This is a genomic window from Streptomyces sp. NPDC050287, assembly GCF_044459385.1.
Lineage (GTDB): Bacteria > Actinomycetota > Actinomycetes > Streptomycetales > Streptomycetaceae > Streptomyces.
On the sequence record NZ_JBITIY010000002.1, the window covers coordinates 763052 to 786032 of the forward strand.

Sequence of the window (22981 nt, forward strand, 5' to 3'; positions counted from 1 at the left end):
AGGAATGCGGGGGCGCGACCGGGGTGGGGTGGGCGAGGTACGGGCGTCAGCACGGCAGCAGCAGGACGACAGTGGAGGGGAGCGGCATGGAGCGCACCGAGGAGACGGAGCCGGGGGCAAGGGCGACGGGGCCGGAGGAGTTACCCACGGTCAAGGAAGGCACCATCGAGGAGCCCCGACAGGCCACACCTGAGCCGAGCCCGAGCCCGAACCCGAACCCGAGATCCAGTCCTCCGGGATCCAGACCCCGCCCGTGGGTCCGCTGGACCCGCCGTGTCGCCCTCGGCCTGGTACTGATCGTCGTGCTTCCCGTCCTCGCCGCCGAGATCTCGCTCCGGGTGAACTACACCGGCGACCCGGCCGACGGGACGTACACCAGGAACAAGGACGCGATCTGGCTCGGCCACGCCTGGGTCGACGGGCGGAAGAAGGACGCCGACGTCACCGCGCTGGCCCGTGAGTTGGAGACCACCGGCATCCGTGACCTGTACGTCCACAGCGGACCGCTGGAGCACGACGGCACGCTCCCCGCATCGGCCTACCCCAGGGCGCGCTGGTTCATCGACGCCGTACACCGTGCCGCGCCCGGCATCCGCGTCCAGGCCTGGCTGGGCGACGTGCTGGCCACCGAGAGCCCGGACGGCATGCGGCTGGAGCGCCCGCAGACCCGCTCGGCCGTCGTCGAGTCCACCCGGCGGATCCTGGCGACCGGCTTCGACGGCGTCCACTTCGATCTGGAGCCGCTGCACTCGGGCGACCGGAACTACCTCACCCTCCTCGACTCCCTGCGCCGCGTCACCCGCGCCCAGGACGCGCAGTTGTCGGTCGCCGCCCACCAGATCGACCCGGTCCCGGGGTTCCACTCCTTCTGGGGGACCGTCGCCGGGCACCCGAAGTGGTGGTCGCAGAAGTTCTTCGGGCAGGTCGCTCGCCGGGTCGACCAGATCGCGGTGATGTCGTACGACACGATGCAGCCGCTGGAGAGCACGTACGGCGGCTATGTCGCCCAGCAGACCTCCCTGGCCCTGGAGGTCACCCCCCGGTCCACCGACCTGCTCATGGGCCTGCCCTTCTTCCACGAGAACCGGTTCGGCCACTGGAACCACGCCGAGACCGTTCCCGCCGCCGTACGCGGCGTCCGCCTCGGCCTGTCCCGCACGGACGCCGACCGCGCGAACTTCGGCGTCGCGCTGTACGTGGACTTCGCGGCCGAGGCGGGGGACTGGAGGGCGTACCGGGAGGGCTGGGTGCGGTGACCGATAGGCCCATGGGCGGCGACCGGCCACCGCGGCACCCTCGTCGCCGGGTCCTGGAGCTGGTCGGGCGGCCGGGTTAAGTGTCCCGTGGCCCAGACGTCATGCGTGCTTCGCTTTAAGGGGCCCTTCTGTTAGTTGTGGGCGGGCTGTGGGCGTCCTAGCGTCCAGGGATGCGAGCGCTACTCACCAGCAAGGCTGCCCGGCGCACTCTGCGCCCGATAGCCGACCTCATCGACCAGCGCATAGAGCGCCAGGTCCGCCGTTCCCTCCAGAACGGCTCGCCGGCCCAGCACACCACGGCTGCCGCAAGCGCCCCCGACGCGGCACTGCGGGAGGAAGTAAACAAACTGCGCAGCCGCCTGCGCCCCCTGGAGCTGTTCTTCGACGGCACCGGGCGCGGCATGGCCCGGCTGCCGTCCGGGTCCCACCTCGACAAGGCGATCGACCAGCTGGCGCGGGTCACCGGGGACAAGGACGGCGCCGAGCGCAATGTCGCCCAGGCGTTCCGGCTGCTCATCGCGATGGAGGCGCTCGGGGTCGGCCGGATCGCCGGCGGCACGATGAACATCGTCGGCAAGCTGTCCGCGGTACCGCTGCTGGACCCGCCGAACGACGAGGTCCTGGAGATCGGCACCCTGTACGGGATGTTCGGCGCTGCCCTGATCCGGATGCTGGAGCGCGCCGGACGGGAACCGAAGCTGACGATCGTCGATCCGCTCGCGGGCACCCAGTTGCAGCCCGGCGCCAGCATGCGCGACGACGCCTCGGGCACGCCCGTGCAGGGCGCCGCGGTGCGCGTCAACCTGGCGCTCGCGGGCGCGGCCGGTGCGGCCACCCGGATCCAGCAGGGTTTCTCCGAGGACCCGGAGGTGCGCGCGCTGGTCTCCGACCGGTCCTACGGCGTGGTCATCGTCGACGGCGACCACTCCGCCGCCGGTGTCGCGGCGGACCTGGAGTGGGCCGAGCAGATCGTCGCACCCGGCGGCATCGTGGTCCTGGACGACTTCGGGCACCCCAAGTGGCCCGGCATCAAGGAGGCCTTCGACAAGCACATGGCCGGGGAGACCCGGTTCACCTTCCTCGGCCAGGTGGCGCACTCGGGATATCTGCGGGCAGCGGCCTGACGGGGGCAGCGGTCTCAGGGCGCCTCAGCCCTGGTGCGGCGACGGCCCCAGTGGGACGATGATCGTCATGCACGTGTACCTGGTGGTCGCCGGCGCGCTGGCCGTGACGCTGATGGCGGGGTTCGGTATCGCGGGCTAACGACCGGCTGGGTGCTGCCGCTGGGCCGGCACCGGATCCTGCGGCCGAAGCTGTGGGGGTACGGCCAGTTGATCGGCGCGGTCGGCGCCACCCTGTGGATGTTCCTCGGCGTGTTCCCCGCCAGGCTCGACGTGCTCCCGCTCATCGGCTGGTTCGTGTTCATGGGGAGCCTCGGCCTCCAGATGCTGGCCCAGCGTCCCGGCCGTACCCCCGTACCGCCCCCTACGAACTCCGCCTCCTGATCTTCGACCCCAGCCACACCAGCGGGTCGTACTTGCGGTCGACGGCCCGTTCCTTCAGCGGGATCAGCGCGTTGTCCGTGATCTTGATGCCTTCGGGGCAGACCTCCGTGCAGCACTTGGTGATGTTGCAGTAGCCGAGTCCGTGTTCGTCCTGGGCGGCCTTCTTGCGGTCCAGGCCGGACTCGGCGGCCGCGTCCAGGGGATGCATGTCGAGTTCCGCGACCCGCATCAGGAAGCGCGGGCCGGCGAACGCCGTCTTGTTCTCCTCGTGGTCGCGGACCACATGGCAGGTGTCCTGGCACAGGAAGCACTCGATGCACTTGCGGAACTCCTGCGAGCGGTCCACGTCCTCCTGCATCATCCGGTACTCGCCGGGGCCGAGGCCCTCAGGCGGTACGAACGCCGGGACCTCGCGTGCCTTCGTGTAGTTGAAGCCGACGTCCGTCACCAGGTCCCGTACGACCGGGAAGGCCCTCAGCGGCGTGACGGTGATCGTCTCCTCGCGGGTGAACACGGACATGCGGGTCATGCACAGCAGGCGCGGGCGGCCGTTGATCTCCGCCGAGCACGAACCGCACTTGCCCGCCTTGCAGTTCCAGCGGACGGCGAGGTCGGGGGCCTGGGTGGCCTGGAGGCGGTGGATGATGTCGAGGACGACCTCGCCGTCGTTCACCTCGACCTTGAAGTCCTCCAGGCTCCCGCCCTTCACATCACCCCGCCACACCTTGAAGTGGGCGTCGTAGCTGCTCATTCGTACAGCTCCTCATCGGCGAGGTACTTGACCAGCTCCTCCTTGTCGAAGAGGGCGAGCAGGTCGGGGCGGATGGGTTCGGTGGTCTCACGGACGAGGTCGATCTGGCCGTGCACCGGGTCGGTGGCCGCCAGTCCGCCGGTCGGGTCCGTGAGCCGGCAGAGCAGGTTGATACGGCGCCAGTCGCGGTCCATCGCGGGGTGGTCCTCGCGGGTGTGGCCGCCGCGGGACTCGGTGCGCTCCAGCGCGGCCCGGGCCACGCACTCGCTGACCAGCAGCATGTTGCGCAGGTCCAGGGCGAGGTGCCAGCCGGGGTTGAACTGGCGGTGGCCCTCGACGCCGGCCCGGCGGGCCCGTACCCGCAGGTCGGCCAGTTTCTCCAGGGCCTGCCGCATCTCCCCCTCGCGGCGGATGATGCCGACGAGGTCGTGCATGTTCTGCTGGAGTTCCTGGTGGAGGGTGTACGGGTTCTCCGGCGGCCCGCCGGCGGGTTCCAGACCCTCCGCCGAGAACGGCCGCAGCGCCTCCGCCGCCGCCGTGTCTACCTGGGCGTCGTCGACCGGAGGGCGGTCCGCCGTGAAGCCGGTCGCGTACTCGGCGGCGTGCCGGCCCGCCCGGCGCCCGAACACCAGCAGGTCGGAGAGCGAGTTGCCGCCGAGCCGGTTGGAGCCGTGCATGCCGCCGGCCACCTCACCGGCCGCGTACAACCCGGGCACCCCGCGGGCGGCCGCCGTGTCCGACTCGACCGCGATACCGCCCATCACGTAGTGACAGGTGGGACCGACCTCCATCGCCTCCGCGGTGATGTCGACGTCCGCCAGCTCCTTGAACTGGTGGTACATGGACGGCAGACGGCGCCGGATGACCTCGGCGGGCATCCGCGTCGACACGTCCAGGAAGACACCGCCGTGCGGGGAGCCGCGGCCCGCCTTCACCTCGGAGTTGATCGCGCGGGCCACCTCGTCGCGGGGCAGCAGTTCGGGCGGGCGCCGGTTGTGGTCCGGGTCCTCGTACCAGCGGTCGCCCTCCTCCTCCGACTCGGCGTACTTCTCCTTGAAGACGTCGGGGATGTAGTCGAACATGAACCGCTTGCCCTCGGAGTTCCTGAGCACCCCGCCGTCGCCGCGCACCGACTCGGTGACGAGGATGCCCTTCACCGACGGCGGCCAGACCATGCCGGTCGGGTGGAACTGCACGAACTCCATGTTGAGCAGGGGCGCGCCCGCGAGCAGGGCCAGCGCGTGGCCGTCGCCCGTGTACTCCCACGAGTTCGACGTCACCTTGAACGACTTGCCGATGCCGCCGGTCGCGATCACCACGGCCGGGGCTTCCAGGACGAAGAAACGGCCCGACTCGCGCTCGTAGCCGAAGACGCCGCTCACCCGCGAGCCCTCCTTGAGGACCCGGGTGACCGTGCATTCCTGGAACACCTTCAGCCTGGACTCGTAGTCCCCGGTCTCCTTGAAGTCCTCCTGCTGGAGCGCGACGATCTTCTGCTGGAGCGTGCGGATCAGCTCCAGGCCGGTGCGGTCGCCGACGTGCGCGAGGCGCGGGTACTCGTGGCCGCCGAAGTTGCGCTGCGAGATCCGGCCGTCCTTCGTACGGTCGAACAGGGCGCCCCAGGTCTCCAGCTCCCACACCCGGTCCGGCGCCTCCTGCGCATGCAGCTCGACCATCCGCCACTGGTTGAGGAACTTGCCGCCGCGCATGGTGTCGCGGAAGTGGACCTGCCAGTCGTCGCCGGCGTTGGCGTTGCCCATCGCCGCCGCGATGCCGCCCTCGGCCATCACGGTGTGCGCCTTGCCGAACAGCGACTTGCAGATCACCGCCGTACGGGCGCCCCGCTCGCGTGCCTCGATGGCGGCGCGCAGCCCCGCGCCGCCGGCGCCGACCACGACGACATCCCACTCCTGTCGGTCGACCACGGTCATCAGAAGGCCCCACCCATCTAGAAGAAGCGCGGATCGTCGAAGACGCCGGACGCGACGAGGTACACGTAGAAGTCGGCGAGCGCCACGCTCACCAGCGACGCCCAGGCCAGCAGCATGTGGCGGGCGTTGAGCTTCCCGACCAGCTGCCACGCCTTGTACCGCACGGGATGCTTGGAGAAGTGCTTGAGCTTGCCGCCCACGATGTGCCGGCAGGAGTGGCAGGAGATCGTGTACGCCCAGATCAGCACGATGTTGACCAGGAAGACCAGGGTGCCCAGGCCCATGTGGCCCCAGGCGTAGTGCTCGTCGCGGAACGCGAGCACGGTGTCGTAGGTCAGGATCCCGGCGACGACGATCGCGGCGTAGAAGAAGTACCGGTGGATGTTCTGCAGCACCAGCGGGAAGCGGGTCTCGCCCGTGTACTTCTGGTGCGGCTCGGCCACCGCGCAGGCCGGGGGCGAGGCCCAGAAGCCCCGGTAGTAGGCCTTGCGGTAGTAGTAGCAGGTCAGGCGGAAGCCGAGCGGGAAGATCAGGATGATGATCGCGGGGGAGATGCCCCACCAGCTGCCGAAGAGATCCCAGTTGGGGCCGTGGCGCATGGTGTCGCAGTTGTCCGCGAGGCACGGGGAGTAGAACGGCGAGACGTACGGCGCCGCGTAGTAGTCGGCGTTGGCGAACGCGCGCCAGGTCGAGTACACGACGAACGCGAGCAGACCGGCGGCCGTGCAGGCGGGGGCCAGCCACCAGCGGTCGGTCCGCAGGTGCGGGGCGTCGATCGCGGCGCGCGTACGGGTGCGTACGCCGCCGCGCGACGGGAGGGGGTCTTCGGTGGCTGGGGGTTCCGTACCAGTGGCCAATGCATGACTCCGGTCGGGTCGGACTGCGGACGGTTCGGAGGGCTGACGGGCGGCTCAGGGGCCGACGGACGGCTCAGGGGCCGGCGGGTGGCTCGGAAGCCGACGGACGCCAGGTCTGGTGGGCTCAGGGGGCGGACTCAGGGGTGCGGACTCAGGGGGCGCGGCGGTCGCGGGCGCCGAGTCCCTCGTCGTCCGTGTCGATCCACAGCGAGTCGTCGTACGGGGTGTCGGGGATGGTGACGAGATCGGGGCGCTTCGGTGTGACGGGCGTGGATGCCGCGTCACGCAGCAGCGCGACGCTCTCGCGCAGGTGGTCGGCGTCGGCGCGGACGCGGCGCATCTCGAGCCCGCCCTTGCCGATCTGCTGCTCCAGACGTCCGACCGAGCGGGCCAGATCGTCGAGGCAGCGCTGGACTGACGTCAGTTCGTCGTGCACGGACATGGCGTGACCTCACTTCCGTGGGCGTCTGTGCCCTGGGCGCCAAACGTTCATGCGCCTGCGAGTGTTGCGCGTCACACCTCGCCATGTGAAGGGATGTGCAGCGATTGGCGTATTGCGAGCCTCCCGTGCGCTCCCGTGCACGCTCTTTGCGCGCGGGGTGTCGATGCGCGGCGGCCGGGGGCCGGCGTGCGGTGCGTTACGCCGCACGGGTGGCTTCCCGCCGTCTGCCGACGTGTCGCCGTCGGCTGAAGAACCCTTTCCTCTTCAGTGTCTGCGTACATCTGAATACATCTGATCAGCTCCATATACCCCCAAACGTGATCATAACTCGCAATTCGCGGAGGGGTCGGCTACCCGGAGGTACGCAGAGATGTCCCACGACGGCGTCGGCCTGCGCGCGGTCATGCGCTCGGTCGCCTTTCTCACCGCGGGTGCGCTCGCGGTCCCCCTGCTCGCGGGTTGCGGCTCCGAGGACCCGGCGGGCAAGCCGCTCGCCGGACCGGACATCGCGCCGGCGGCCCGCGCCGACATCGCCGACGGCGGCACCCTGCGCTGGGCGGTGGACGCCGTACCGGAGACCCTGAACACGTTCCAGGCGGACGCGGACGCCGGCACCACCCGGGTCGCCCAGGCCGTCCTGCCGTCGATGTTCCGGCTGGACAAGAACGGGCGGCCGGAGCGCGACCCCGATTACCTGGAGTCCGCCAAGGTCGTCGACACCGAGCCCAAACAGGTCGTGCTGTACAAGCTGAACCAGCAGGCGGTGTGGAGCGACGGCCGGGAGATCGGCGCCGCGGACTTCGCCGCGCAGTGGCGTGCCCTGTCCGGCAAGGACACCGCGTACTGGACCGCCCGCAACGCCGGCTACGAGCGCATCGAGAAGATCGAGCGCGGGGCGAACGACCTGGAGGTCAAGGTCACCTTCGGGCTGCCGTACGCCGACTGGCAGTCGCTGTTCTCGCCGCTGTACCCGAAGGAGGTCATGGGCAGCCCGGACTCCTTCAACGACGGGGCCCGGCGGAAGCTGAAGGTCACCGCCGGGCCGTTCACCGTGAAGAAGGTGGACAGCAGGGACGACGAGGTCACCCTCACCCGCAACCCGCGCTGGTGGGGCAGGCCCGCCAAGCTGTCCGAGATCGTGCTGCGGGCCGTACCGCGCGACCAGCGGACCGCCGCGCTGGCCGCCGGGGCTGTCGACGTCGCCGAGATCGACCCCGAGGCGGCCGGGCGCATCACCCTCGCCGCGCGCGGCAGGAGCACCCCCACCCCGCTCCAAGGGGCCGGCGGCAGGAAGAGCGCGGACGAGCAGACCGGGCCCGGCGCCGACGAGAAGGCGGGCACGGAGCAGAAGGACCAGCAGGAGCGCGGGGCGAGTACGAGGACCGAGCGTCAGCAGCAGCTGCTCCAGGGTTTCGAGGTACGCAAGTCGCTGGAGCCCGCCTACACCCAGCTCGCCCTCAACGGCGCCGACGGTCCGCTCGCCGACGAGCGGGTCCGCCGGGCAGTGGCCCGCGCCCTCGACCGGGGAGCACTGGCGAAGGCCGTCCTCAAGCCGCTCGGCCTGCCCACGGTGCCGGTGGGCAGCCACCTCGCGCTGTCCGGCCAGGCCGCCTACGCCGACAACAGCTCAGCGCTCGGCGGCCAGGACACCGCGCAGGCGCAGGCTCTGCTCGCGGACGCCGGGTGGGTGCCCGGGGGCCCGGTCAAGGAGAAGAAGGGGAAGGACGCGGAGAAGGCGGCCGGGCCGGAGGGCGGGAAGACCGAGAAGACCGAGAAGACTGAGAAAGCGGAGAAGTCCAGGTCGGAGAGGGACGGGGGGTCGGCGGGCGCTGACGAGGACGGCACGTACATCGTCGGCGAGGACAACAAGGCGCACCGCGAGGCCGGCCGGGAACAGAAGCAGCACAGCGGGGAGGACTCGACGCACCTCGCCCAGGACGGCAAGCAGTACGCGAACCAGCCGCACCAAGGCAGTGCGCCCGGCGCGTACGCCCCCAGGGGCACCGCCGCCCCGGCGGGCGCCGCGGCCGCGCCGCTCGCCAAGGACGGCAAGCCGCTCACGCTTCGCTTCGTGCTCCCCTCGGGCCCCGGCTCGCAGACGCTGCGGACCGTAGCCGACCGGATCACGCGGATGCTGGAGAAGGTCGGTATCCGCACCGAGATCTCCAAGGTCGCGGACGAGAGCTACTTCAAGGACCACATCGCGTCCGGCCAGTACGACCTCGCGCTGTACTCCTGGCCCGCGTCCGCCTTCCCCGCGACCGACGCCCGCCCCATCTTCGCCAAGCCGGTCCCGGCCGCCGACGGTTCCCTGAACGTCGAGCAGAACTACACCCGCGTCGGCACCGACCAGGTCGACCAGCTCTTCGACCAGGCCGCCGGCACGCTCGACCAGGACGAGAACCACAGCCTGATCCGCAAGGCGGACTCCCGCATCTGGGCGGCCGCCGGCTCCATCCCCCTCTACCAGCGCCCCCAGCTCACGGCGGCCCGCAAGAACCTCGTCAACGTGGGCGCCTTCGGCTTCCAGACACCGGTGTACGAGGACATGGGCTACCTGAAGAAGGGGGCGAAGCCGGCGGCGGGGGCGTCGGCCGGGCGGTGACGCGCGGGCAGGGCACCACCTGATCGGGTGGGGCCCTGGGCGGGCAGAGGGCAGGCCGTGACCGGGAGACGCTTCCCCTCCGGTCACGGCCGACGAGCCGCGGTGGCGGCGACCCGGGGCCGGGCGCCGGCACGGGCGGCCTTTCCCGCGACGAGTCCCTCTGAAGAACACCCGCGCCCTCAGGGCGCCCGCCGCTCCCGCGCGGCCGGATCCGCTGCCACGAACCACGCTGAGCTGCGCCTTCCCGCCCCCGTCCTGGCCCGGCACACCCCAGTGGCCGCGGCCCCGTACCATGGGGTGAGGCCGTGGCATGTTCCGCCCGGCAGGGTCCGCGTAACACAGACGTACGCGACGGCCCCTTCCTCACACTCCGGGAGTACGCCGCAATATGGCCACGCGCCACGACATCCGCAACGTCGCCATCGTCGCCCACGTCGACCACGGCAAGACGACACTCGTCGACGCCATGCTGAAGCAGGCCGGTGCCTTCGCCGCGCACGCCGCCGAGTCGCTCGACGACCGCATGATGGACTCGAACGACTTGGAGCGTGAGAAGGGCATCACGATCCTGGCCAAGAACACGGCCGTCAAGTACCACCCGAAGGATGGCAGCGACGTCATCACCATCAACATCATCGACACCCCGGGCCACGCCGACTTCGGTGGCGAGGTCGAGCGCGGTCTGTCGATGGTGGACGCGGTGGTGCTCCTCGTCGACGCCTCCGAGGGTCCGCTGCCGCAGACCCGGTTCGTGCTGCGCAAGGCGCTGCAGGCCCGCCTGCCCGTCATCCTGTGCATCAACAAGACGGACCGCCCCGACTCGCGCATCGACGAGGTCGTCAACGAGGCCTACGACCTCTTCCTCGACCTCGACGCCGACGAGGAGCAGATCGAGTTCCCCATCGTCTACGCCTGCGCGCGTGACGGCGTCGCCTCGCTGACCAAGCCGGAGGACGGCACCGTCCCGGCCGACAGCGACAGCCTGGAGCCGTTCTTCTCCACGATCCTGTCGCACGTCCCGGCCCCCGAGTACGACGAGGCGGCTCCGCTCCAGGCGCACGTCACCAACCTGGACGCCGACAACTTCCTCGGCCGTATCGCGCTGCTCCGCGTCGAGCAGGGCGAGCTGCGCAAGGGCCAGACCGTCACGTGGATCAAGCGTGACGGCACCATGGCCAACGTGCGCATCACCGAACTGCTGATGACCGAGGCGCTCACCCGCAAGCCCGCCGAGAAGGCCGGCCCCGGTGACATCTGCGCGGTCGCCGGTATCCCGGACATCATGATCGGCGAGACCCTCGCCGACCCCGAGAACCCGATCCCGCTCCCGCTGATCACGGTCGACGAGCCCGCGATCTCCATGACCATCGGTACGAACACCTCGCCGCTGGTCGGCCGGGGCGGCACCGGCAAGGGCGCGGAGAACAAGGCCGCGGTCAAGGACCGCAAGGTCACGGCCCGTCAGGTCAAGGACCGCCTGGACCGCGAGCTGGTAGGTAACGTCTCGCTGCGGGTGCTGGACACCGAGCGCCCCGACGCCTGGGAGGTGCAGGGCCGCGGTGAGCTGGCCCTGGCGATCCTGGTCGAGCAGATGCGCCGTGAGGGCTTCGAGCTGACCATCGGCAAGCCGCAGGTGGTCACCAAACTCGTCGACGGCAAGGTCTACGAGCCGGTCGAGCGCATGACGATCGACGTACCCGAGGAGCACATGGGCGCGGTCACGCAGCTCATGGGTGTCCGCAAGGGCCGGATGGACAACATGTCCAACCACGGCTCGGGCTGGGTCCGGATGGAGTTCGTCGTCCCCTCCCGCGGTCTCATCGGGTTCCGGACCGAGTTCCTGACCGGTACGCGCGGCACGGGTATCGCCCACTCCATCCACGAGGGCCACGAGCCGTGGTTCGGCACGCTGACGACCCGTAACAACGGCTCGCTGGTCGCCGACCGCGCCGGTGCCGTCACCGCCTTCGCGATGACGAACCTCCAGGAGCGCGGTGTGCTGTTCGTCGACCCCGGCACCGAGGTGTACGAGGGCATGATCGTCGGCGAGAACTCCCGCGCCGACGACATGGACGTGAACATCACCAAGGAGAAGAAGCTCACCAACATGCGGTCGTCCTCGGCCGACTCGTTCGAGGCGATCGTCCCGCCGCGCAAGCTCTCCCTGGAGCAGTCCCTGGAGTTCTGCCGCGACGACGAGTGCGTCGAGGTGACCCCGGAGGCGGTCCGTATCCGCAAGGTGAACCTGGACGCCCGCGAGCGCGCCCGCGCGGCGAGCCGCGCCAAGCACGGCTGACACGGCTGACTCCGGTCTTTCACCGGCCGTCCGGGCACTCCCGCTTCCTCGCGGGGGTGCCCGACGCCGTTCCGGAGGTCCTAGGGAAAACCCTCGATTTGCGGTGGAGAGTCCTCAAGGGTGTGCGGTGCGCACTACCCTGCTGGTGGAGTGGCCGGTCCGCCGTCCGTGGGGCATGAGTTCGTGGACGCGTTGTGCGGTCCGCGGCGAGTGTGCTCTCCCTCACAGAAGAACGGCTGTGTCGCGACGGCGTGTTGACAGTGCGTCACCCGCCGCCTCCGCCGCGCTCTCGGTGCGCGGGGCCGCCGAAAGGGTCCAGCACGGCGGGCGGGTTGTACGCAACACGTTTTTCGCACCCGCGCGTCCGGAATGCGGACACTCGCTTCCGATAGATGTGTAACAAGTCCGTTTCGCAGGGATCTTTCGGCAAACTGTTTGTCCGGATTTTGGAAGAAGTATGCGGCAGGTGTGATCGAACCGAGACCTTAGGGATGTGGTTCGGTCATGGCGCATGGCAGATAGTTAGGCGCGTAGAGCTCGGATCAACGGGTCACGCGCTGCAGACTGCGCCGACTCACGAGCGTGGGGGCATCTGGCTTTCTCCGGCACCGGTCAAGGTGGCGGATGTGTGTCATGTGCTCCCCCTTGCGGTGAACCAATGGACTCATGAGGAGGAACCCATGCGCGGTGCCAAGAGCGCCAAGTGGGTCGCGATAGCCGCGGCTGTGGCCCTGGGCGCGACCGCCTGTGGTGGTGGCAGTGGTGACAGCGGCAGCGACAGCAAGGCCGCGGTCGACCCGAACGGAAAGTTCTCGATCGAGGTCGGCGAGCCGCAGAACCCGCTGCAGCCGGCGAACACCATGGAGTCCAACGGCAGCATCGTCACGAAGGCCCTGTTCACCGGGCTCGTCGACTACGACGCCAGCGGCAAGATCGTCATGATGAACGCCCAGTCGGTCGACAGCACGGACAACAAGACCTTCACGGTCAAGCTGAAGCCCGGCTGGAAGTTCCACGACGGCACCCCGGTGACCGCCAAGTCCTACGTCAAGGCGTGGAACTGGGCCGCCGCCCCGGCGAACAAGCAGACCAACAGCTTCTGGTTCTCGGACATCAAGGGCTACTCCGACGTCGCCCCCGAGAAGGGCAAGCCGAAGGCCACCGAGATGTCCGGCCTGAAGGTCGTCGACGACAACACCTTCACCATCACGCTGAACAGCCCGATCCCGTACTTCGTGTACAAGCTGGGCTACGAGGTCTTCTCGCCGCTGCCTGAGTCCTTCTACAAGGACCCGAAGGCCGCCGGTGAGAAGCCGGTCGGCAACGGCCCCTACAAGTTCGTCAGCTGGAACCACAAGAAGTCGATCGAGGTCGTCCGCTACGACGACTACCAGGGTCCGAACAAGGCCAAGAACGGTGGTGTGATCTTCAAGAACTACACCAACCTGGAGACCGCCTACGAGGACCTGAAGTCCGGCAACGTCGACGTCCTGCGCCAGCTCGCGCCGAAGGACCTGCCGGTCTACAAGACCGACCTCGGCGACCGCGCGGTGGACCAGTCGTACTCGGCGATCCAGAGCATCGCCGTGGCCTTCTACACCAAGCAGTGGAAGGGCATCAACCCGAAGGTCCTCCAGGGCCTGTCGATGGCGATCGACCGTCCCACCATCACCAAGACGGTGCTCCAGGGCACCCGTGAGCCCGCCACCGGCTGGGTCGCCAAGGGCGTCCTCGGCTACCAGCCGAACGCCGCCGGCGACATCACCAAGTACGACCCGGCCAAGGCCAAGGCGCTCATCACGGAGGGCGGCGGCGTCCCGGGCAACAAGATCTCCATCCAGTACAACGCGGACGGCGGTCACAAGGAGTGGGTGGAGGCGGTCTGCAACTCCATCACCAAGGCCGTCGGCGTGGCGTGCACCGGCGACTCCAAGGCGGACTTCCAGGCGGACCTCAACGCGCGTGACGCGCACGAGGTCAAGTCGCTGTACCGCTCCGGCTGGGTGCTCGACTACCCGTTCATCGCCAACTTCATCCGCGACCTGTTCGGCACCCACTCGGACGGCAACCAGGGCGGCTTCTCCAGCAAGGAGATCGACACCCTGATCACCAAGGCCGACGGCGCCAAGTCGCTGGAGGAGTCGGAGAAGCTGTACCAGCAGATCGAGAAGGCGCTCCCCAACTACATGCCGAGCATTCCGCTCTGGTACTACAAGGTCAACGCGGGCTACTCGGAGAAGGTCAGCGGCGTCAAGTACGCGCAGGACGGTGACCCGATCCTGACCGGCGTTCAGGTCAAGAAGTAACCGCAACAGCCCGTTGACGCGGGCGCGGTGCGCCCGCGCCCGTGGGACGGCAGCGGCCGGGGGGCCCTTTCCACACGCATCTTCAGGTGATGCGCGGGGGAAGGGCCCGTCGGCTGCCGCCGTGACTGACATGGAGGCACGATGGGGCGCTACGTCGCACGGCGACTGCTCCAGATGATCCCGGTGTTCATCGGGACAACCCTGCTGATCTTCCTCATGGTCTACGCCCTGCCCGGCGACCCCGTGCGCGGTCTCTTCGGCGACAAGGGCGGCAGCCCGCAGGTCATCGCAGCGCTGAGACATGAGTACGGCCTGGACCAGCCGATCCTGGTGCAGTACTGGAACTACATGAAGGACATGATCCTGCATGCCGACTTCGGCACGCAGATCGCCAGTGGCCGTCCCGTCACCGATGTCCTGGGCGACGCCTTCCCGGTGACGCTCCGTCTGGCCTCCCTGGCCTTCCTGATCGAGGTCGTCGTGGGCATCGCCCTCGGCATCGCGGCGGGCATGCGGGCCGGCCGGCTCAGCGACAACGTGATCCTGCTGGTCACGCTGCTGCTGATCTCCGTCCCGGTCTTCGTCCTCGGGTTCATCCTCAAGGTCGTCTTCGCCTTCCAGTTGAACTGGCTGCCACCGAACGTCAACGACTCGACGAACTACAACGAGTTGCTGATGCCTGCCATCGTCCTGGCGGCGGCGTCACTGGCCTATGTGACCCGCCTGACCCGGACCTCGGTCGCCGAGAACCTGCGCGCCGACTACATCCGCACCGCGATCGCCAAGGGCCTGCCCAAGCGCCGCGTCGTGGGTGTCCACCTCATGCGCAACTCGCTGATCCCCGTGATCACCTACCTGGGCACCGACATCGGTGCGCTGATGGGTGGCGCCGTCGTCACCGAGGGCCTGTTCAACATCCAGGGCGTGGGCGGCACGATCTACCAGTCCATCGTGCGCCGCGAAGGGACCACTCTGGTCGGTCTGGTGACGATCCTCGTCCTGATCTACCTCCTCGCCAACCTGCTCGTCGACCTGCTCTACGCGGTCCTTGACCCGAGGATTCGCTATGCCTGACGTGACCAAGACCGACGTGAAGACCGGTGCGGCGGACCCGGTGGGCGGTGTCCCCACGGCGACTCCCCCCGCGGCCAAACCGGAGAAGGCCCGCAGTCTGTGGGGCGACGCCTGGGCGGACCTGCGCCGCAGCTGGATCTTCCTCGTCTCCAGCTTGCTGATCCTCGCGCTGCTGCTGATCACCTTCTTCCCCGGCTGGTTCACCAGTGAGGACCCGATCCTCGGTGACCTGGCCAAGCACTACCTGCAGAAGCCGAAGCTGAGCGAAGTCGGCTCGCCCGACTGGCTCGGCTACGACCAGCAGGGCCGCAGCGTCTACGCCCGAGTCATCTACGGTGCCCGCGCCTCCATCGCCGTCGGCTTCGGCACCACGGTCGTCGTCACGGTCCTCGGTGGTCTGGTCGGCATGATCGCCGGCTACTTCGGCGGCCTCGTCGACTCGATCCTGTCCCGGCTGACGGACGTCTTCTTCGGCATCCCGTTCCTGCTCGGCACCATGGTCATCCTGAACTCCTTCGCGGACCGCACGACCTGGGTCGTCATCGGCGCGCTGGGCTTCTTCGGCTGGACGCAGGTCGCCCGTGTGATGCGAGGAGCGGTGATCACCACCAAGCAGGCCGACTACGTCCAGGCGGCCAAGGCGCTGGGCGCGGGCACGCCGCGGATCATGTTCCGGCACATCCTGCCGAACACCCTCGCTCCGGTGATCGTCGTCGCCACCATCTCGCTCGGTGTCTACATCTCCGCCGAGGCCACGCTGTCCTTCCTGGGCCTCGGCCTCAACGGCGTCTCGTGGGGCAACGACATCTCCGACGGCGGCAACCAGATCCGCGTGGCCCAGTGGATCATGCTCTATCCGTCGATCATGCTCAGCATCACGGTGCTGGCGTTCATCATGCTCGGTGAGGCCGTACGCAACGCCCTCGACCCGAAGATGCGCTGAGGGAGGCGTACGTGACAGTCATCGAAGAAGTATCCGTGCCCTCGCCGCGCGACGGCGACGGCGGACCGCTGCTCGAAGTGCGTGACCTGCACGTCGAGTTCCACACCCGCGAGGGCGTGGTCAAGGCCGTCAACGGCGTCAACTACAGCGTGGACGCGGGCGAGACGCTCGCTGTGCTGGGTGAGTCCGGGTCCGGCAAGTCCGTCACCGCGCAGGCCATCATGGGCATCCTCGACATGCCGCCGGCGAAGATCCCGCAGGGCGAGATCCTCTTCCGCGGCCAGGACATGCTGAAGATGGCCGGCGAGGAGCGCCGCAAGATCCGCGGCCGGAGGATCGCGATGATCTTCCAGGACGCGCTGAGCTCGCTCAACCCGGTGCTCAGCGTGGGCTATCAGCTCGGCGAGATGTTCCGCGTCCACCAGGGCATGTCCAAGAAGGACGCCAAGGCCAAGGCGATCGAGCTGATGGACCGGGTGAAGATCCCGGCCGCCGCGGCCCGGGTCAACGACTACCCGCACCAGTTTTCCGGCGGTATGCGCCAGCGCATCATGATCGCCATGGCGCTGGCCCTGGAGCCGGACCTGATCATCGCCGACGAGCCCACCACGGCGCTCGACGTGACGGTCCAGGCCCAGGTCATGGACCTGCTCGCGGACCTGCAGCGCGAGTACAACATGGGTCTGATCCTGATCACCCACGACCTCGGTGTGGTCGCCGACGTCGCGGACAAGATCGCGGTGATGTACGCGGGCCGGATCGTGGAGCGTGCCCCGGTCCACGAGCTGTACAAGCGTCCGGCGCACCCGTACACGCGGGGTCTGCTGGACTCGATCCCGCGCCTGGACCAGAAGGGCCAGGAGCTGTACGCGATCAAGGGCCTGCCGCCCAACCTGCTGCGCATTCCGAGCGGTTGCGCCTTCAACCCGCGCTGCCCCAAGGCCCAGGACATCTGCCGTACGGACATCCCGGACCTGTTCCCGGTCACCGAGCCGGACGGCAGCGAGCTGGTCGGCCGCGCCTCGGCGTGCCACTTCTGGAAGGAGACGATTCATGGCTGAGCTCAGCAAGAACGACGAGCCGCAGGACGCCACGCCGAACGTCTCCGACGTCGAGGTCGTGGACGCCCACTCCGAGACCGAGGCGGTCGCCGCGATCGAGGCGCCCGTCGAGCGGGGCGAGCCGATCCTGCAGGTGCGCAACCTGGTGAAGCACTTCCCGCTCACCCAGGGCATCCTGTTCCGGAAGCAGATCGGTGCCGTCAAGGCCGTCGACGGTGTCTCCTTCGACCTGTACCAGGGCGAGACCCTGGGCATCGTGGGCGAGTCCGGCTGCGGCAAGTCCACCGTGGCGAAGCTCCTGATGAACCTGGAGCAGGCCACGGCCGGCGAGATCTTCTACAAGGGCCAGGACATCACCAAGCTGTCCGGCCGCGCGCAGAAGGCGGTCCGCCGCAACATCCAGATGGTGTTCCAGGACCCGTACACCTCGCTCAACCCGCGGATGACGGTCGGCGACATCATCGGGGAGCCGTACGACATCCACCCCGAGGTGGCCCCCAAGGGCGACCGCCGCCGCAAGGTGCAGGAACTCCTCGACGTCGTCGGCCTCAACCCCGAGTACATCAACCGGTACCCGCACCAGTTCTCCGGCGGCCAGCGCCAACGCATCGGCATCGCGCGCGGCCTGGCCCTCAACCCGGAGGTCATCATCTGCGACGAGCCGGTGTCGGCCCTGGACGTGTCCGTCCAGGCGCAGGTCATCAACCTGATGGAGCGACTGCAGGACGAGTTCAACCTGTCCTACATCTTCATCGCGCACGACCTGTCGATCGTCCGGCACATCTCGGACCGGGTCGGGGTCATGTACCTCGGCAAGATCGCTGAGATCGGCAGCGACGAGCAGATCTACGACCACCCGACGCACCCCTACACACAGGCGCTGCTGTCGGCGGTCCCGGTGCCGGACCCGGACGCGCGTGAGGGCCGCGAGCGGATCATCCTCACCGGTGACGTCCCGTCGCCGGCCAACCCGCCCTCCGGCTGCCGCTTCCGCACCCGCTGCTGGAAGGCCGAGGACAAGTGTGCCCAGGAGGAGCCGCTGCTGGCGGTCCCCGAGCGCTTCAAGAGCGTGGACACCCCGGCGGCACACGAGTCTGCGTGCCACTTCGCGGAGGAGAAGGACGTCGTGCACGCGGCGTGAGGACGCAGGGCAACACACTGTGCGGGGTGCCGGGAGCCGGGGGTTCCTGGCACCCCGCACACCGTTCCGCCCCTCGGCCGCGACAGGTGAACGCCGTTCGTGTTCAGAGAGAGTCGAACGGCGGAACCAAGCGGGTCCCTACTCCGCGGAAACGCCATCGTCCGGGGTCACTGCGACGATGGCGACTGTAGGAGGCGGCGGTGCAGGCGTGTACACGTACGCCACCGCCAGTCCCGGCACATTGCCCCGGGGCTCGATCCTCGTCTTGCGGATCTCCGTGCCGTCCTGACGGGGTGGCCCGAGCAGGACCCCGAGTCTGGGCACCTGCTCCAGCTCCTGCCGCAGCGTCTCCAGTGACCGCTCGGACTCCGAGGATTTTCGCCCGCTCGGTCGCCCGCACCGTCACGGCCGCGATCACGCCACTCATCCGCCCGGTGCCTCCCGCTTCAAAAGGGACGTGAGGTCTTTGCCCTCCTGTACGGCGATGTCGAAGTCGGGATCCTGGTAGAGCCGGATCCTGCCCCGGTAATCGACGATCACCGCGGCGACAGCATTGAGATCCGTCTCCGACGATGTCTCCAGCGCGCGCTGGAGATCTGCTTCGAACGACTCCCGGTCACCGGGAAAACCATGTCCGGACCGAAGAGCGGCTCGAATGTCCCCGATGTTTCTCAACGGCAGCGCCCCAGGTCCCGGCGTCTCCGCGTGCTGTGCGCTCACGATCCTCTACTCCTTGGTATCCGTTCGTCCGACGAGGAGTGTCCTACAAGCGGTACCAGCCCCGCTTCGGAAACAGCCCGTGCGTCTTCCGGGGTGCTGCTGGGTGTGACAGAGTCGCCGGACCTCCGGAGCCGGGGTGTGTGCGGCGGCGTTGATGTGCGCTCTCCTCGGGGCGGTACGACGCTCTGCGCGTCAGCCTACAGATGTCGGCGCCGTGGCCCCAGACCGTGAAGGTGAGGGCGTCCGGCGTGTGCTCGACGTTGACGTAGGCGTCACTGGGTGAGTGGCGGTAGGCGTGGTGATCAACTCGGTGGCGAGCAGTTCGACGGTGTCGGCCCAGCCACCGATTCCACGGGCCGTACTCACCCGTGCGAGAGTGAGGACCAGGCAACCACGACGGAGACGTCCGCCACCGCCCTCGGTGCTCTGCTCCGCGTTGTCAGGGATGGCGCGATAGGCAACGCTCAGGGCTGATGCCCTGCTGTGCATGGAGGAGAGGTCGCACAGTTTGCTGCATCACATAGAACTCTGGGTCCCGGACCTTCCCCGCGCGACCCGCGAATGGGGCTGGCTCCTTGGTCGGCTCGGCTACGACCCGTACCAGGACTGGGAGCACGGCCGCAGCTGGCGCCAGGGCCCGACGTACCTCGTCGTGGAGCGGTCGCCGGCGCTGACCGAAGACCGCCACGACCGACTGCGCCCCGGCCTCAACCACCTGGCGTTCCACGCCGGAGGCCCGGACGAGGTCGACGCCCTGGTGAACGAGGCCCCTGCCCACGGCTGGACGTCCCTGTTCGCGGACCGCTATCCCCACGCGGGCGGTCCGCGGCACTACGCCGCCTATCTCGCGAACATGGACGGCTTCGAGGTCGAGTTGGTGGCCCGGGGCGAGTCCGTGTCGAACGCCGAGAGACCATTCTGATCGGACACAGCCTCGATGCGGGCTCAGAGGGCGTTTTGGGGAGCTCTTTCAGGCATGCCGCTTGCCGCTGCGTCTGGCCACTGTCCGCCGGCAGTTCAGGAACCAGGCCAGGTCGACGACAGCAGAGTGAGGTCATCCGTTACGAAATTCCCGCGCCGTACGCTCCAGTCGGCTCCGGTGGCCTTCCCACCAGGCCTGATCACCTGATGGCAGGCTGTCCTTGTCCTGCAAGAACCCGACGGATCCGTCGATGAGCTCTCGCACGATGTCGGCGTGGCCGGCGTGCCGCTGCGTATCGGAGAGCACGCGCACCAGCATGTGGTGCAGTGTCACCTCCCGGCGTTCCTCCGGCCACCACGGGACGTGACCGATCGCGTCGAGAGCCAGCGTCGCGATCGTGCGGTCGGAGTGCTCCCACGCCTGGTGATACAGCCCCACGATGTGTTCGCGCGACTCGTCCGCGGTGGCCCACATGTCCGCATTGGGTTCCGGGTCCCGCGTGTACCACCAGGTCGGCGGCTCCTCTTCGAAGAACGGCCGCCCGAACGTGTCGCCGAAGTACCCCAGTTCCACGCCGGTGACGTGCTTGACCAGCCCCAACAGGTTCGTGCCCGTGGGGGTCAGCGGGCGGCGGATGTCGTACTCGGAGAGCCCGTCGAGCTTCCACAGCAGGGCGTCACGCGCCTCTTGCAGGTATCGGAGCAGGTCCGCTTTCGGGTTCGGTTCGATCATGCCGGGCAGTCTTCCAGCCGGCACTGACAGCCGGGCTCCGCGGAACAACACGGATGAGGCTTCGGGCAGTTGCCTCACGGGCGCCGGCAGGCAGCCTGCTCGAGCAGCCAGCTCCGCGCTCTTTCCAGGACTTCGTCCTGGTTGCGTGCCACTGGGCGCGGATCCTTGACGATCTCCTCGTCCGGAGGGATCGGCGCGTCGTACGCGCGGCCCGTCCGGTCCGCGTCCTTCACTTCCGTGAGGACCAGCACGGCTCCGTCGGAAAGGCGGTAAGTCTGGTTTCCCGTGGGGACGCCGGCAGTCTGCTCACCGAAGAATCGGGTGTCCGGGCGTCCGCGGAAGGCCACCACGACCGCTTCACCCGCGCTGCGTGTTCGTTTGCCGGTCAATACCGCAACCGGGGCGGCGCTCTTGGCGACTGAAGGGCCCGCGCCCCAGCCGGCCGACTTGCCGTCCAGGGACGGGCTGCCGCGCCGAATCGACCACGCGGACTTGTCACCGTCGGCATCCACGAACATGCCGACCTTGCCCTCCCCCAGGATCGGACCCACCACAGCGAGCATCGGCCACATGCCGCCCCCCGTGTTCGAGCGCAGATCCACCACCCAGCCGCAGGCTTCACTCCGGTCCGCCCTCGCCACGGCATTTCGGCCCTGGCGTACGTACCGGTCGTACGCCTTCTGAGACCCATCCACTCCAGGGAGAGAAAGGTAACCAAGGCCGCCCTGCAGCGATCGTCCTCGCAGGCCGTCGAAGGAGACCGCGGAGGACCCGAATCGCTCCTTGGCATCGTCCGGTTCCCAGAAGCTGCTGTGCCGGTCACCGAGGTCACTCACGGCCACGTTGATCGCCCCGTAGGTGTCCGCCGGCTTCCGCGCCCCGCCTGCCCGCGAGAAGGCCTTGCTCCGTAGCTCCGCCCAGTCGATCTGGTGACGGAGGAGAGAGCGGTCCTCCATGATGCTCAGCGCTTTCGACAGATAGATCCGTGCGTCGGGCGACATGTCGCTGCCCGATGGATCAGGTGAGCGGCTCGTGCATCCAGTCGCAGCGACCAGAACTCCCAGCAGCCCGGCACAGGCCGCCATGCGCAGTGACCGCCGCCGCTCCATCCATCCCCCAAGCTCTCGATGACGAGCAACCCTAACGCTGACGATCAACTGCCGGGGGGAGTGTCCCAGGTCAGGAACAGGTTCCGGCCAGGCCTCTCGGCAGTCGTGGCATGATCCGGTCATGAGCCTCACTGCGCGACAGCTCGCCCTGGCCACCTTGGAGCGTCAGCTGTTGCTCGAACGCCGGCGCATCGAGGTGACGGAGGCGGTTCGCCGGGTGTGCGCTCTTCAGGCGCAGACAGCGGCGTCGCCGTACCTGGCGCTGTGGAACCGTGTGCAGGACTTCGCGCCCGAGGATCTCGACGTGGCGTTCGCGCACGGGCGGATCGTGAAGGCAACCCTCATGCGTATCACGCTGCACGTCGTCCATGCCGAGGACTACGAGCCCTACCACGCTGCCATGCTGAGCAGCCTGCGGGCGTCGCGGCTGTACGACCGCCGTTTCACCGCGACAGGGCTGACCCCCGCCGACGCGGACGCGCTGCTCCCGGAGCTCGCCGGGTTCCTGAAGCGGCCCCGCACCGGCGCACAGGTGGAGGACGAGGTCACGGGGAGGCACGGCGAGCACGCACACCGCGTGTGGTGGGCGCTCCGCACGTTCGCGCCCTTGCATCATGTGCCGACCGGCGGCCCGTGGTCGTTCACCCAGCCGAACACCTACCGCGCCTTCGCGGCGGCCCCTGCGGCCGCGCCACAGGAAGCCGACGCCGGGGTGCAGCGCCTGCTGTCCGCCTACCTGCGCGCGTTCGGGCCCGCGTCGGCCCAGGACTTCGCGCGATTCACCCTGCTGACACGCACGGTGATAACCAAAGCCCTGCATGAGCTCGGCGACCAGGTGGTACGGGTGCCGGGCCCCGGCCGCGCGGCGCTGTTCGACCTGGCCGACGCCACCGTGCCCGCCGAAGACACCCCGGCGCCGCCGAGGCTGCTGCCGATGTGGGACAGCACGCTGCTGGCTCACGCCGTCCCCGGGCGAGTCATGCCCGCGGAGTACCGGCCTCTGGTCGTCCGGCGCAACGGCGACATGCTGCCCTGCCTGCTCGTCGACGGGCAGGTCGCCGGAGTGTGGCGCGCAGCCGACGGCGGACTGGAACTGACCGCCTTCCGCAAGCTCGGCAAGGTTGCGTGGCAAGGCCTGACCGAGGAGGCGGAAAAGCTGTCCGCGCTGCTCGCCGACCGCGATCCAGCCGTCTACCGGCGTTACGGCCACTGGTGGGACAAGGGGTTTCCCGCAGTCGAGAGGAAGATCGTCAAGGGTTGACCGCGCCCGGCGAGCACGGCCTCTTCGGTGGCTCCGAGGGCCGAGAGGCAGCCGGCCCAGCCGGCCTGG

The 22981-nt window shown here is 68.8% G+C and carries 19 protein-coding genes; 12 read left to right on the forward strand and 7 right to left on the reverse strand.

Annotated features, from left to right (window positions below):
* Nucleotides 1–86: 86 nt before the first annotated feature.
* The 3 genes from ACIBK3_RS08815 to ACIBK3_RS08825 all read left to right on the forward strand — a co-directional run bounded on the left by ACIBK3_RS08815 (nucleotide 87) and on the right by ACIBK3_RS08825 (nucleotide 2761).
* Complete coding sequence (locus tag ACIBK3_RS08815; RefSeq protein WP_399363321.1) at nucleotides 87–1256, forward strand: hypothetical protein; 1170 nt, start codon at nucleotides 87–89, stop codon at nucleotides 1254–1256.
* A 170-nt stretch (nucleotides 1257–1426) separates the two neighbouring features.
* Nucleotides 1427–2380: a class I SAM-dependent methyltransferase gene (locus ACIBK3_RS08820; protein WP_399363323.1), complete on the forward strand. Its 954-nt coding sequence runs from the start codon at nucleotides 1427–1429 to the stop codon at nucleotides 2378–2380.
* Between the two features lie 150 nt (nucleotides 2381–2530).
* Entirely contained in the window at nucleotides 2531–2761 is a 231-nt protein-coding gene (locus tag ACIBK3_RS08825; protein ID WP_399363324.1) for a hypothetical protein, read from the forward strand.
* On the opposite strand, the gene ACIBK3_RS08830 is transcribed toward ACIBK3_RS08825, so the two are convergent.
* The 4 genes from ACIBK3_RS08830 to ACIBK3_RS08845 form a co-directional block, all read right to left on the reverse strand.
* Nucleotides 2742–3512 carry a succinate dehydrogenase/fumarate reductase iron-sulfur subunit gene (locus ACIBK3_RS08830; protein ID WP_399363326.1) on the reverse strand — a complete coding sequence of 257 codons (771 nt, stop codon included), beginning with the start codon at nucleotides 3510–3512 and terminating at the stop codon, nucleotides 2742–2744. The genes ACIBK3_RS08825 and ACIBK3_RS08830 overlap by 20 nt on opposite strands.
* Nucleotides 3509–5443, reverse strand: a complete 1935-nt coding sequence (locus tag ACIBK3_RS08835) for a fumarate reductase/succinate dehydrogenase flavoprotein subunit (RefSeq protein ID WP_399363328.1) — start codon at nucleotides 5441–5443, stop codon at nucleotides 3509–3511. Before ACIBK3_RS08835 ends, ACIBK3_RS08830 begins: the two co-directional genes overlap by 4 nt.
* Before the next feature lie 17 nt (nucleotides 5444–5460).
* Entirely contained in the window at nucleotides 5461–6300 is an 840-nt protein-coding gene (locus ACIBK3_RS08840) for a hypothetical protein (protein ID WP_399363330.1), read from the reverse strand.
* 151 nt (nucleotides 6301–6451) lie between these two features.
* Nucleotides 6452–6742, reverse strand: a complete 291-nt coding sequence (locus ACIBK3_RS08845) for a hypothetical protein (protein ID WP_399363332.1) — start codon at nucleotides 6740–6742, stop codon at nucleotides 6452–6454.
* A 370-nt stretch (nucleotides 6743–7112) separates the two neighbouring features.
* On the opposite strand from ACIBK3_RS08845, the gene ACIBK3_RS08850 reads away from it, so the two are divergent.
* The 7 genes from ACIBK3_RS08850 (at nucleotide 7113) to ACIBK3_RS08880 (ending at nucleotide 18168) form a co-directional block, all read left to right on the forward strand.
* Complete coding sequence (locus ACIBK3_RS08850) at nucleotides 7113–9347, forward strand: ABC transporter family substrate-binding protein (RefSeq protein WP_399363334.1); 2235 nt, start codon at nucleotides 7113–7115, stop codon at nucleotides 9345–9347.
* 388 nt (nucleotides 9348–9735) lie between these two features.
* The gene (typA, locus tag ACIBK3_RS08855; RefSeq protein WP_399363336.1) at nucleotides 9736–11643 is read left to right on the forward strand and encodes a translational GTPase TypA; all 1908 of its coding nucleotides are present in this window, start codon (nucleotides 9736–9738) and stop codon (nucleotides 11641–11643) included.
* A 680-nt stretch (nucleotides 11644–12323) separates the two neighbouring features.
* Nucleotides 12324–13949 (forward strand): ABC transporter substrate-binding protein, encoded by a 1626-nt coding sequence (locus tag ACIBK3_RS08860; RefSeq protein WP_399363338.1) that lies wholly within the window; start codon nucleotides 12324–12326, stop codon nucleotides 13947–13949.
* A 141-nt stretch (nucleotides 13950–14090) separates the two neighbouring features.
* Entirely contained in the window at nucleotides 14091–15023 is a 933-nt protein-coding gene (locus ACIBK3_RS08865; RefSeq protein WP_399363340.1) for an ABC transporter permease, read from the forward strand.
* Nucleotides 15016–15966, forward strand: coding sequence for an ABC transporter permease (locus ACIBK3_RS08870; RefSeq protein WP_399363342.1), 951 nt, complete (start codon nucleotides 15016–15018; stop codon nucleotides 15964–15966). The genes ACIBK3_RS08865 and ACIBK3_RS08870 overlap by 8 nt, the downstream gene beginning before the upstream one ends.
* Nucleotides 15967–15977: 11 nt before the next feature.
* Nucleotides 15978–17027, forward strand: coding sequence for an ABC transporter ATP-binding protein (locus ACIBK3_RS08875; protein WP_399363344.1), 1050 nt, complete (start codon nucleotides 15978–15980; stop codon nucleotides 17025–17027).
* A complete protein-coding gene (locus ACIBK3_RS08880) occupies nucleotides 17020–18168 on the forward strand; it encodes an ABC transporter ATP-binding protein (protein ID WP_399363346.1) in 1149 nt (382 codons plus the stop codon). The genes ACIBK3_RS08875 and ACIBK3_RS08880 overlap by 8 nt, the downstream gene beginning before the upstream one ends.
* A gap of 423 nt (nucleotides 18169–18591) precedes the next feature.
* Here ACIBK3_RS08880 and ACIBK3_RS08885 read toward each other — a convergent pair whose 3' ends face one another.
* Entirely contained in the window at nucleotides 18592–18888 is a 297-nt protein-coding gene (locus tag ACIBK3_RS08885) for a DUF6247 family protein (protein WP_399363348.1), read from the reverse strand.
* A 508-nt stretch (nucleotides 18889–19396) separates the two neighbouring features.
* On the opposite strand from ACIBK3_RS08885, the gene ACIBK3_RS08890 reads away from it, so the two are divergent.
* Entirely contained in the window at nucleotides 19397–19810 is a 414-nt protein-coding gene (locus ACIBK3_RS08890) for a VOC family protein (protein WP_399363350.1), read from the forward strand.
* Nucleotides 19811–19942: 132 nt separating this feature from the next.
* Here the strand turns inward: ACIBK3_RS08890 and ACIBK3_RS08895 are convergent, their stop codons facing one another.
* Both ACIBK3_RS08895 and ACIBK3_RS08900 read right to left on the reverse strand, forming a co-directional pair.
* Entirely contained in the window at nucleotides 19943–20542 is a 600-nt protein-coding gene (locus tag ACIBK3_RS08895; RefSeq protein ID WP_399363985.1) for a DinB family protein, read from the reverse strand.
* Nucleotides 20543–20616: 74 nt separating this feature from the next.
* Nucleotides 20617–21543, reverse strand: coding sequence for a S41 family peptidase (locus ACIBK3_RS08900; RefSeq protein ID WP_399363987.1), 927 nt, complete (start codon nucleotides 21541–21543; stop codon nucleotides 20617–20619).
* Nucleotides 21544–21772: 229 nt separating this feature from the next.
* Between ACIBK3_RS08900 and ACIBK3_RS08905 the strand changes: the two genes are divergently transcribed.
* Nucleotides 21773–22912 (forward strand): winged helix DNA-binding domain-containing protein, encoded by a 1140-nt coding sequence (locus ACIBK3_RS08905; protein WP_399363352.1) that lies wholly within the window; start codon nucleotides 21773–21775, stop codon nucleotides 22910–22912.
* Nucleotides 22913–22981: the final 69 nt, after the last annotated feature.

What these genes read in the sequence shown, in the direction of transcription:
- ACIBK3_RS08815 (WP_399363321.1), top strand. Translation starts at nt 87, where the DNA reads ATGGAGCGCACCGAGGAGACGGAGCCGGGGGCAAGGGCGACGGGGCCG.
- ACIBK3_RS08820 (WP_399363323.1), top strand. Translation starts at nt 1,427, where the DNA reads ATGCGAGCGCTACTCACCAGCAAGGCTGCCCGGCGCACTCTGCGCCCG.
- ACIBK3_RS08830 (WP_399363326.1), bottom strand. Translation starts at nt 3,512, where the DNA reads ATGAGCAGCTACGACGCCCACTTCAAGGTGTGGCGGGGTGATGTGAAG.
- ACIBK3_RS08835 (WP_399363328.1), bottom strand. Translation starts at nt 5,443, where the DNA reads ATGACCGTGGTCGACCGACAGGAGTGGGATGTCGTCGTGGTCGGCGCC.
- ACIBK3_RS08845 (WP_399363332.1), bottom strand. Translation starts at nt 6,742, where the DNA reads ATGTCCGTGCACGACGAACTGACGTCAGTCCAGCGCTGCCTCGACGAT.
- ACIBK3_RS08850 (WP_399363334.1), top strand. Translation starts at nt 7,113, where the DNA reads ATGTCCCACGACGGCGTCGGCCTGCGCGCGGTCATGCGCTCGGTCGCC.
- typA (WP_399363336.1), top strand. Translation starts at nt 9,736, where the DNA reads ATGGCCACGCGCCACGACATCCGCAACGTCGCCATCGTCGCCCACGTC.
- ACIBK3_RS08860 (WP_399363338.1), top strand. Translation starts at nt 12,324, where the DNA reads ATGCGCGGTGCCAAGAGCGCCAAGTGGGTCGCGATAGCCGCGGCTGTG.
- ACIBK3_RS08865 (WP_399363340.1), top strand. Translation starts at nt 14,091, where the DNA reads ATGGGGCGCTACGTCGCACGGCGACTGCTCCAGATGATCCCGGTGTTC.
- ACIBK3_RS08870 (WP_399363342.1), top strand. Translation starts at nt 15,016, where the DNA reads ATGCCTGACGTGACCAAGACCGACGTGAAGACCGGTGCGGCGGACCCG.
- ACIBK3_RS08880 (WP_399363346.1), top strand. Translation starts at nt 17,020, where the DNA reads ATGGCTGAGCTCAGCAAGAACGACGAGCCGCAGGACGCCACGCCGAAC.
- ACIBK3_RS08895 (WP_399363985.1), bottom strand. Translation starts at nt 20,542, where the DNA reads ATGATCGAACCGAACCCGAAAGCGGACCTGCTCCGATACCTGCAAGAG.
- ACIBK3_RS08900 (WP_399363987.1), bottom strand. Translation starts at nt 21,543, where the DNA reads ATGTCGCCCGACGCACGGATCTATCTGTCGAAAGCGCTGAGCATCATG.
- ACIBK3_RS08905 (WP_399363352.1), top strand. Translation starts at nt 21,773, where the DNA reads ATGAGCCTCACTGCGCGACAGCTCGCCCTGGCCACCTTGGAGCGTCAG.